Annotated in this window: 12 protein-coding genes; 7 read left to right on the top strand and 5 right to left on the bottom strand. The window is 69.1% G+C overall.

Going from position 1 to position 9,580, the window contains the following annotated elements; all coding sequences use genetic code 11:
- The first annotated feature begins 124 nt into the window (after positions 1–124).
- From ACWEH3_RS35195 to ACWEH3_RS35185, 3 genes are read left to right on the top strand one after another with little or no spacing between them, the layout of a single operon-like run.
- Positions 125–286 (top strand): DUF4177 domain-containing protein, encoded by a 162-nt coding sequence (locus tag ACWEH3_RS35195; protein ID WP_085994820.1) that lies wholly within the window; start codon positions 125–127, stop codon positions 284–286.
- Between the two features lie 17 nt (positions 287–303).
- On the top strand, positions 304–762 hold the full coding sequence (locus tag ACWEH3_RS35190; RefSeq protein WP_450026390.1) for a RidA family protein: 459 nt from the start codon (positions 304–306) through the stop codon (positions 760–762).
- A 38-nt stretch (positions 763–800) separates the two neighbouring features.
- Entirely contained in the window at positions 801–1,592 is a 792-nt protein-coding gene (locus ACWEH3_RS35185) for an MBL fold metallo-hydrolase (protein ID WP_450026392.1), read from the top strand.
- A gap of 62 nt (positions 1,593–1,654) precedes the next feature.
- Here the strand turns inward: ACWEH3_RS35185 and ACWEH3_RS35180 are convergent, their stop codons facing one another.
- Together ACWEH3_RS35180 and ACWEH3_RS35175 are read right to left on the bottom strand one after the other, a co-directional pair.
- Positions 1,655–2,329: a Crp/Fnr family transcriptional regulator gene (locus tag ACWEH3_RS35180; RefSeq protein ID WP_039794544.1), complete on the bottom strand. Its 675-nt coding sequence runs from the start codon at positions 2,327–2,329 to the stop codon at positions 1,655–1,657.
- A gap of 132 nt (positions 2,330–2,461) precedes the next feature.
- The gene (locus ACWEH3_RS35175; protein ID WP_067799616.1) at positions 2,462–2,704 is read right to left on the bottom strand and encodes a hypothetical protein; all 243 of its coding nucleotides are present in this window, start codon (positions 2,702–2,704) and stop codon (positions 2,462–2,464) included.
- Between the two features lie 223 nt (positions 2,705–2,927).
- Here ACWEH3_RS35175 and nth point away from each other — a divergent pair, with 223 nt between their 5' ends.
- From nth to ACWEH3_RS35155, 4 genes are all read left to right on the top strand, one after another.
- Positions 2,928–3,629, top strand: a complete 702-nt coding sequence (gene nth / locus ACWEH3_RS35170; protein ID WP_450026401.1) for an endonuclease III — start codon at positions 2,928–2,930, stop codon at positions 3,627–3,629.
- Between the two features lie 26 nt (positions 3,630–3,655).
- Positions 3,656–4,270 carry a TlpA family protein disulfide reductase gene (locus ACWEH3_RS35165; protein ID WP_450026403.1) on the top strand — a complete coding sequence of 205 codons (615 nt, stop codon included), beginning with the start codon at positions 3,656–3,658 and terminating at the stop codon, positions 4,268–4,270.
- Between the two features lie 85 nt (positions 4,271–4,355).
- Positions 4,356–5,072: an NUDIX hydrolase gene (locus tag ACWEH3_RS35160; protein ID WP_355078675.1), complete on the top strand. Its 717-nt coding sequence runs from the start codon at positions 4,356–4,358 to the stop codon at positions 5,070–5,072.
- A complete protein-coding gene (locus tag ACWEH3_RS35155; protein WP_355078674.1) occupies positions 5,069–6,262 on the top strand; it encodes a MarP family serine protease in 1,194 nt (397 codons plus the stop codon). Before ACWEH3_RS35160 ends, ACWEH3_RS35155 begins: the two co-directional genes overlap by 4 nt.
- Positions 6,263–6,456: 194 nt before the next feature.
- On the opposite strand, the gene ACWEH3_RS35150 is transcribed toward ACWEH3_RS35155, so the two are convergent.
- The 3 genes from ACWEH3_RS35150 to nhaA are packed head-to-tail and all read right to left on the bottom strand — an operon-like array spanning position 6,457 to position 9,282.
- Positions 6,457–7,392, bottom strand: coding sequence for an alpha/beta fold hydrolase (locus ACWEH3_RS35150; protein ID WP_450026395.1), 936 nt, complete (start codon positions 7,390–7,392; stop codon positions 6,457–6,459).
- A 45-nt stretch (positions 7,393–7,437) separates the two neighbouring features.
- Entirely contained in the window at positions 7,438–7,944 is a 507-nt protein-coding gene (locus tag ACWEH3_RS35145; protein WP_450026397.1) for a phage holin family protein, read from the bottom strand.
- Positions 7,945–7,977: 33 nt separating this feature from the next.
- Positions 7,978–9,282 (bottom strand): Na+/H+ antiporter NhaA, encoded by a 1,305-nt coding sequence (nhaA, locus tag ACWEH3_RS35140; RefSeq protein WP_450026399.1) that lies wholly within the window; start codon positions 9,280–9,282, stop codon positions 7,978–7,980.
- Positions 9,283–9,580 lie beyond the last annotated feature (298 nt).

The following is a 9,580-nucleotide window of genomic DNA, read 5'->3' as shown; positions in this document are numbered from 1 at the left end:
GTTTGCGCGGCCGCCGCGTCCGCGACGAAGTCGCCAGCGGCGGTCGCGCAAACGCGAGCCACAAAGGGGCCGCGAACACGCCGCGACGAAGTCGCGGCCATAAGACACAGCTACGCTCTCGCACATGAGTGATACGACCTTGTGGGAGTACGCGACCGTGCCGCTGCTGACGCATGCGACGAAGCAGATTCTCGATCAGTGGGGAGCCGACGGCTGGGAGCTGGTCACCGTGCTGCCCGGCCCGACCGGTGAGCAGCACGTCGCCTATCTCAAGCGGCCCAAGTAGCGAAGGAGGGTGACGCAGTGACCCACTGGGAGAAGAACCTCGCCGAGCTCGGAATCACGCTGCCTCCGGTCGTGGCACCGGTCGCGGCCTATATTCCCGCGATCCGCACCGGGTCGCTCGTCTATACCTCCGGTCAGCTGCCGTTCGTGAACGGCGAGCTGTCTGCGGTCGGCAAGGTCGGCGCGGAGGTTTCGGTGGAGGCGGCCAAGGAAGCGGCGCGGCTGTGCGCGCTCAACGCGCTGGCCGCGGTGCACGACCTGGTCGGGCTGGACGCGGTGGTGCGGATCGTCAAGGTGGTCGGATTCGTGGCTTCGGCACCCGGATTCGGGGATCAGCCGGTGGTGATCAACGGTGCGTCGGAGTTCCTCGGTCAGGTCTTCGGTGACGCGGGCAAGCACGCGCGCTCGGCCGTCGGCGTCTCCGAACTCCCCCGGAATACTCCGGTCGAAGTCGAACTGATCGCCGAGGTGCGCTAGACCGGAACTGTCGGCTCCGTTTCTATCCGAGGTTTGCGATGACGTTGACACACCCCGCCTACGGGCAGCTCCGACAGGTCACCGAGACGGCGGCGGTGCTGCTCGCCGACAATCCGGGACAGATGACCCTGGAGGGAACCAACACCTGGATCCTGCGGGCGGCGGGCCGGTCGGACTGTGTGGTGGTGGACCCGGGTCCGAAGGACGAGTCGCACAGCGCCGCGATCGCCGAGGCCACCGGTGGCCGGGTCGCTCTCACCTTGATCACCCACCACCACCACGACCACACCGGCGGGATCGATCATCTGGTCGAACTGACCGGGACATCCGTGCGCGCCAAGGATCCCGGCTTTCTGCGCGGCTCGGCTGCCGCCTTCGCCGACGGCGAGGTGATCGAGGCCGCGGGCCTGCGGATCACCGTGCTGGAAACGCCGGGCCACACCGATGACTCGGTCAGTTTCGTCCTCGATGACGCGGTGCTGACCGGCGACACCATCCTCGGCGCGGGCACCACCGTGCTCGGGTCCGGCAGTGGTGCGCTGGCCGACTATCTGTCCTCGCTGGACCGGCTGCTGGAAGCGGGCAAGGGCAAGGCGTTGCTGCCCGCGCACGGCCCGGATCATCCGGATCTCGAACCGGTGGCCCGTTACTACATCGCTCATCGGCACGAGCGCCTCGGCCAGGTGCGGGAAGCGTTGCGGGTGCTCGGCTCGGATGCGGACGCGATGGCGGTCGTACGGCGCGTGTACGCCGATGTGGACGAGCGGCTGTGGCCCGCGGCGCGCAGTTCGGTGCAGGCGCAGCTGGACTACCTGCGCGTGCACGGCTGACGGGAACAACGGAACGCCGGGTTCAGTGGAGCGCTGAACCCGGCGTTCGTCGTCGGGGCGTGTTACCGGGCGCGGCGGGCCAAGCGCTCGGAGTCGGAGATGAGCACGCTCTTGCCCTCCAGCCGCAGCCAGCCGCGATGCGCGAAGTCGGCGAGCGCCTTGTTCACGGTCTCGCGGGAGGCGCCGACCAGCTGGGCGATCTCCTCCTGGGTCAGGTCGTGGGTGACCCGCAGCGCGCCGGCTTCCTGCGTGCCGAAGCGCTGTGCGAGCTGCAACAGCGCCTTGGCGACGCGGCCGGGCACGTCGGTGAAGATCAGGTCGGCCAGGTTGTTGTTGGTCCGGCGCAGGCGGCGGGCGAGGACGCGGAGCAGTTGCTCGGCGATCTCGGGCCGCTGGTCGATCCAGGTCTTGAGTGCGTCGCGGTCCATCGTCACCGCGCGCACCTCGGTCACCGTGGTGGCGGTGGAAGTGCGCGGACCGGGGTCGAAGATGGACAGCTCGCCGAACATATCGGACGGGCCCATGATGGTCAGCAGATTCTCGCGCCCATCGGGCGAACGGCGTCCGATCTTCACCTTGCCGGACGTGATGATGTACAGCCGGTCACCCGGCTCACCCTCGTTGAAGATGACATGACCGCGCGGGAAATCCACCGGCTGAAGTTGCTTGGCGAGGGCGGCCACCGCAGTGGGCTCGACGCCCTGGAAGATGCCTGCTCTGGCGAGGGCCTCGTCCACGAATGTGCTCCTTAGGGAAATGGCTCTGTACCGGACCGAAGCGACTCGGCCAACAGCGCAGTCTACGCGGCCTCACTACAGCGTAGTGACGGACACCACGTAACGAGTGGATTGCGCGACACTTGCGCCGCGTCAGCTGGCGCGGGCCACGTCCATCTCATCGCCGCGGGAGCGGCGCTTGCGCATCCGGGCGACGGCGGCGGGCAGACCGAGTTTCGTCAGCTCCTTCACCTCGGCGTTGCTTGCCTTGTCCAGGTACTGCTGAACCTCTTCGTCGGGTTCGAGAAGCTTGCGGAGCCGGTTCTCGACCCGCTCCATACCCAGTGCGAACAGCATCAGCACCACTGGGAAGAGCACCACAGCGAGTCCTTGCATGACGAGCAGTAAACACCGTCGAGGTCTCAGATGGAACACGGCAACTGAACTGGAAGGGCAACGTTGTCTGCCGATTCCGTATGGTGGACGCGTGCGCGTCTCCCCCTCCACTGCCTCCGGGAACGGGCTTCCGCCCGGCTCCGAGCCCTCCGGAACGCCGCCGGTCGCCGCCGCGGCTCCGAATCGGAAAACCAGGGCACGACAGGCGGAAACCCGGCTCGGGCTGGTCCGCCGCGCGCGCCGGATGAACCGTGAACTGGCGACCGCCTTCCCCGACGCGCACTGCGAGCTGGATTTCACCACACCGCTCGAATTGGCGGTGGCGACAATACTTTCGGCACAGTGCACCGACGAGCGCGTGAATCTCACCACGCCCGCGGTGTTCGCCCGTTACCCGGACGCGCGGGCCTACGCCGAGGCAAATCGCGCGGAGCTGGAGGAATACATCCGGCCGACCGGGTTCTACCGGAACAAGACCTCCTCCCTGATCGGGCTCGGCCAAGCGCTGCTGGAACGTCACGACGGTGAATTGCCTCACACCCTGACCGAGCTGGTCCAGCTCCCCGGCATCGGGCGCAAGACCGCCAACGTCATCCTCGGTAACGCGTTCGGGGTCCCCGGCATCACGGTCGACACCCATTTCGGTCGCCTGGTGCGCCGCTGGGGATGGACCGACGAGGAGGACCCGGTCAAAGTCGAGCACATCGTCGGCGCGCTGATCGAGCGCAAGGAATGGACGATGCTCTCGCACCGGGTGATCTTCCACGGTCGGCGCGTCTGCCATTCCCGCAAGCCGGCGTGCGGTGCGTGCGTCCTGGCCAAAGACTGTCCGTCGTTCGGGATCGGGCCGACCGATCCGGAGGCCGCGGCCAAGCTGGTGAAGGGGCCGGAGCGGGAGCATCTGCTCGAGCTGGTGGGCCGGTGAGTTCTGAGCCCTCGGGCCGGAGGAGTGTGGGACATGCGTGGCGCTGGGCACTTGCCGGTCTGATCGTCGTGGTCGCGCTGGCGGTCGCGGTGTGGCCGCGCGGCGACGACCGGACCGAGGAGCAACACCGGGCTCCCGTTGCCTCCGGCGTCTCCGATGACCTGCGCGCCGCCGCCCATCTGCCCGACTGCCCGAGCGGCGCGGCCCCCGGCAACGGTCCGCTGGCCGGGATAACGCTGGGATGCCTGGCGGACGGCGAACCGGTCGACCTGGCCGCCGCGCTGGCGGGCAAGCCCGCCCTGCTGAATCTCTGGGCCTACTGGTGCGCACCGTGCGCCAGGGAGTTGCCGTATTTGCAGCAATACGCCCAACGCGCCGGAAACGCGATTACGGTGCTGACCGTGCACAGCGACCCTGATGAGGCCAAGGCACTGTCCCGTTTGCGCGGACTGGATGTGAGATTGCCCGGCGTGCTCGACGCCGACGCGCGAGTGCGCACGGTCGTCGGCGCCCCCTCGGTGCTGCCGATCTCGGTGCTGGTGCGTGCCGACGGCTCGATAGCCGACGTCGAGGTGCGCGCTTTCGACGGGGTGGATGACATCGCGAATACCGTCGCGGGCAAGCTCGGAGTGGCCGCATGACGATGCGGGTGGACGAATCAATGGTGGAGGTGACGGTGCGGGCGTGCACGCGGGTCGGTGGGCGAATGCGCGGGGGAGGTGCGCGATGACCATCGAAATGCCCCCCGGCATCCCGAACTGGCTGACCCGCTCGGCCGAACCGGCCCTCGACAGCGCCGACACCGCGACCAGGGCGCGTGCGCTGCGCCGCGCCATGACCGTGACCTCGAAGCCGCGTCAAGCGGCGGTGCTCGTGTTGTTCGGCGGCTCGCCGGAGCCCGACCCGGACGCCCCCGGCGGACTGCCCGCCGACGCGGAGGTGCTGCTCACCCAGCGCGCCTCCACCCTGCGTCAGCATCGCGGCCAGGTGGCCTTCCCCGGTGGCGCGGCGGACCCGGGCGACGCCGGGCCGATCGATACCGCGCTGCGGGAGGCCTGCGAGGAAACCGGCCTCGACCGTTCCGGCGTGGAACCGTTCGCGGTACAACCCAAGCTGTTCGTGCCGGTATCTCGTTTCGACGTGACGCCGGTGCTCGCGTACTGGCGTACGCCGGGTGCGGTGCAGGTGGTCGACCGGAGCGAGACCGAACGGGTCGTGCGCGTGCCGCTCGCGCAGCTGCTCGATCCGGCCAACCGCTTCCTGGTTCGCAGCCCTCTGGGTTATCAGAGCCCGGCGTTCCAGGTGGACGGGATGTTGGTCTGGGGCTTGACCGGCGGCATCCTCGCCGGGATCAGCAAGGCCGCGGGCTGGGATCGCGAGTGGGACCACGCGGACGTCCGTGATCTGCAGACCGCACTCGCCGCCGTGGGGATGACCTTATGAGTTCGTCGGCCTGGCTCGACATCGCCGTCGTGCTACTGGCCCTGCTCGCCGCTTCTTCGGGCTGGCGGCAGGGCGCGGTGGCCTCCGCGCTCGCCTTCCTCGGCGTTGTGCTCGGCGCGGTCGCGGGCATCCTGATCGCGCCGCACATCCTGGTGCACGTCGACGAGGGCCGCACCAGGGTGCTCACCGGCGTGCTGCTCATCGTGGTGCTGGTGATCGTCGGTGAAGTCGCGGGCATGGTGCTCGGGCGCGCGGCGCGCAGCGGCATGCGTCATCCGTTCACGCGCAGCGTGGACAGCGTGGTCGGCGCGGGGCTGCAGGCGGTCGCCGTGCTGGTCACCGCGTGGTTGCTGGCGCTGCCGCTGGCCACCTCGTCGCAGCCGGCCATCGCGACCGCGATCAACGGCTCGCGGGTGCTGGCCGACGTCAACGACGTCGCGCCGAACTGGCTGCGCAAGCTGCCCAACGAATTCTCCAAGCTGCTCAACACCTCCGGCCTGCCGGACGTGATCGGGCCGTTCGGGCGGGCGCCGATCGCCGCGGTGGAACCACCGGATCCGAGCGTGCTGGCCAGCCCGGTCGCCGCCTCGCTGCAGCAGAGCGTGCTGCGGATTCGCGGTGTCGCGCCGAGTTGCCAGCGGGCGCTGGAGGGGTCGGGCTTCGTGATCGCCCCGGAGCGCGTGATGACCAACGCTCACGTCGTCGCGGGCACGACGAGCGTCGACGTGGACACCGCCTACGGCTCGCTGCCGGCTTCGGTGGTGCTGTTCGATCCGTTCACCGATGTCGCGGTGCTCTCGGTTCCCGGACTCACCGCTCCGGTCGTGCCGCAGGCGCCGTCGCCCGCGCGTACCGGCGACAGCGCCATCGTGCTCGGCTACCCGGGCGGTGGCCGGTACACCGCGAGCGCGGCCCGGATCCGCGAGACCCTGGATCTGACCGGCCCGAACATCTATCGCGACGGAACGGTGAAGCGTGAGGTGTACACCGTCCGCGGGCTCGTCCAGGCGGGCAATTCCGGTGGGCCGCTGGTGGATACCGAAGGGCAGGTGCTCGGGGTCGTCTTCGGCGCCGCGGTGACCGACAACGACACCGGTTATGTGCTGACGCTCAACGAAGTCCGCTCCGAACTCGAAGCTTCGCAGCGTTCCGATGGTCCGGTGGCCACGGGGGCGTGTGTGCTGAGCTGATCCGCGACGCGGGGCGGCCGTACCACCGGAAGGGAGCCGGGGTATCGGGTGTCGACCCGATGCCGCGGAACTCGTTCCGCCGCAGGACCTGGTCGCGACTTGGGCAGGCGGAAGCGCGGGATCGGTGTGGGTACGCGCTTTCATCGAACCGAGACCCGGCCGCGAACCCGTGGCCGGGCCGGAACGCGAAGCGTTCAGCCGAGGAGTTTGGCCAGTTCCTTCGTCACGGCGTCCGGATTCTCCTGGTGGGCGAAGTGCCCGGCCGCCGGGATACCGGCCAGCCGCCGTTCCGGCGAGAGATGGAGGTCGCGGCGGAAGGTTCCCGGCAGTATGTACGGGTCCAGCTCGCCGCGCATGGCCAGGACGGGGATGCGGATGGGTTCGCGCATGGTCGCCATGAACCGGCGGCCGTCCGGACGCCACTGACTGCGGAAGGCCCAGCGCTGGTACTCCAGTGCGCAATGCGCGGCGCCGGGGATCCGGATCGCCGACCGCATCCGCTGTGCGGTGTCGACGAATTCGGCGGTGCTCGCCCAACCCGCGCTGACCCGTTGGCGCAGTAGCCGTTCCACTTCGAAGCCGTCGGCGGTGGTCAGCAAGTGCTCGCCGTACCGAGGGAGCTGGTAGCGAAGGAAGTTCGGCAGCCAGGCCGCGCGTTGGCGGCGGTTGCGCAACACGGAGCTCTTCAACGCCGACGGATGCGGCGAGCCCACCAGCGCGATCGAGCGAACCAAGCGCGGATGCAGCACCGCCGTGGTCCAGCAGACCAGACCACCCTCGGCGTGCCCGGCGAGCGTCGCCTCGGTGTAGCCCAGTGCCCGGATCAGCCCGGCGACGTCACCGGCGAGCGTCCAGCCGTCGTAACCGCGCGGGGGCTTGTCGCTGTCGCCGTAGCCGCGCAGGTCGACGGCCACGGTGCGGTAGCCGAGCTCGGCCAGGCCGGTCAGTTGGTGCCGCCAGGACCACCAGAAGTCGCCGAAGCCGTGCAGCAACACGACCAGCGGTGCGTCGGACCGTTCGGGCGCCGCGTCAACGACGTGGAAGCGGATGCCGTTGGCGTGCACGTCCCGATGCGTCCACGGTCCGTCGTAACGGACGCTGGACGGATCCGGGAGCAAGTTCGCCGACACGCCGACCGAGCCTAGTAGCCGCCGTACCGGCTCGCGCACGCGCGCCTAGGAAGTCTGCTTCTCCAGGGCGAGGCGGTCCTCGTGCGCGGCCGCGCCCAAGCCGTGCGGCAGCACCGTGCGCGCCTGCTTGAGCGAATCGATCGTCTTCTCCGGCGCGCGCAGTTTCTTCACCCGGCGGTAGCCGAGGAACGCCAGTACCGCGGTGGCGACGACCATGAGCAGGAAGACGATCAGGAAGGCCGCCCAGCGCGCCAGCCACACGTCGAGCAGTTCGCCGAGGAAGAAGAAAAAGAAGAACGTGCTGAACAACAGCACGGTGAGCGCGAGGATGAAGTAGACGCTGCCCTGCAGGCCCTTCTTGATCTCGCCGGTGACCTCGGCCTTGGCCAGTTCGACCTCGGCGCGGACCAGGGTCGACATCTGCTCGGCGGCGTCGCGGACCAGGGTCCCGAAACTCGCGGAACCGAGCGGATCGGCATCCGTGAGGGGAATGGAGGTGACCGTACGACCGCGCTCCGCGTCGCTCCCGTTACCGCCGTGGTTGAAACTCACTTGGTCGACCCTTCTCCCTGTCCCGGCACTGCTTCAACTCCCGTTCGATCGGCGGTGCTCCCGGTGCCCTCCGTGGTCACGCAGGTTACCGCCTCCGGGCGGATCGCTCGCGCCGCCGTATTGTTCACGTTGTAGCGCACGGGCGTCCCGCCGAGCCTGGTGGACACGCCCACGCCGCAACAGTAGCGCCGAACCGGCGAGCGACGCCGCCATTGATGCCACCAACACAGCGGCCTTCGCCAACTCGACGGCCGACCCGTCCGCGACATCGGCGAGCGCGAGTTCCGCCACGAGAAGGCTAACCGTGAAGCCGATCGCGCCGAGCACCGAGAGGGCGAACATGTCCCGCCAGCCGAGTCCGCTGGGCCGCGTCGCGAGGCCCAACCGGATTGCCACCCAGCTCATCCCGAAGATCCCGAGCGGTTTGCCCACCAGCAGGCCGAGAATCACGGCCAACGCGAGCCGGTCGGTGAACAACTCACCGAAGACCGTGGGATTCAACGGGACTCCGGAAGCGAACAGGGCGAACAGCGGAACGCACAACCCCGCGGAGACCGGCTGGAAGATGTGCTCGAGCCGGGTGGCAGGCGCTTCGGATTCACCGGGATCAGCACGCACCCGGGTGAGCAGGCCGAGGGCGACGCCCGCCGAAGTCGGATGGATGCCCGCCTCGTGCAGCGCGTACCAGGACACCAACGCCAGTGGCACGTAGAGCAACGGAGTGCGGATTCGCGCGCGTTGCCCCGATGCCCACCCGGCGAAGCATCCGGCGGCGGCGAGCAGCCACAGCAGCGACACCGTCGTGGTGAACAGCACCGCGATCAGGACGATGGCCATCAGGTCGTCGACCACGGCCAGGCTGAGGAGGAAGACCCGCGCGCCCGTGGGGATGCGTGAACCGGTCAGCGCGAGGACGGCGAGCGCGAACGCGATGTCGGTGGCGACGGGGATGGCCCAACCGCGGTCCATGCCGGGGATCCCGAACCCGACCACCGCCGCGATCAGCGCGGGCGTCACCACACCGCCGATCGCCGCGATGACCGGCAGAGTGGCGCGTCTGCGGTCGGCGAGTTCGCCGACGACCAGTTCGCGTTTGAGCTCCAGGCCTGCGACGAAGAAGAACACCGCGAGCAGACCGTCCTCGGTCCACTCGGCCAGGGTCAGTTCCAGATGCAGCGGCGGTATCGCGACGACCGTCTCGGTGATCGTCGGATAACTGGCTCCCCACGGCGAGTTCACCCACAGCAACGCTGCGGCGGCCGCGATCAGGAGAAGTGCGCCGCCGAAGGTTTCCGTGCGCAGGTAGCGGGACAGTTCCGAGCGCACTCGCGTGATCACGGGAAACCTTTCGGCCGGTGGTCGGGCGGCGTGGACGCGGCACCCGCCGGCGTCGGCTGAACGGGTGCGCGACCACTCGCCGACCAGACTTCCCGGCACACCTGACGCAATCTTAACGGGTGCGGCCGGTGCCGGATCCCGCCACCGGCCGCGCTCAGCGCTGCGCGCTCAGCCCTTGCCCGCCCGGATCGCCTCGAAGACGCTCGGGTCGACGAGGGTGGAGGTGTCGCCGAGTTCGCGTCCTTCGGCGACGTCGCGCAGGAGGCGGCGCATGATTTTGCCGCTGCGGGTTTTGGGG

The organism is Nocardia sp. NPDC004718 (assembly GCF_053601535.1).
Note: the sequence above shows the minus strand (reverse complement) of the source record. Positions and strands in the feature narration are given on the sequence as shown.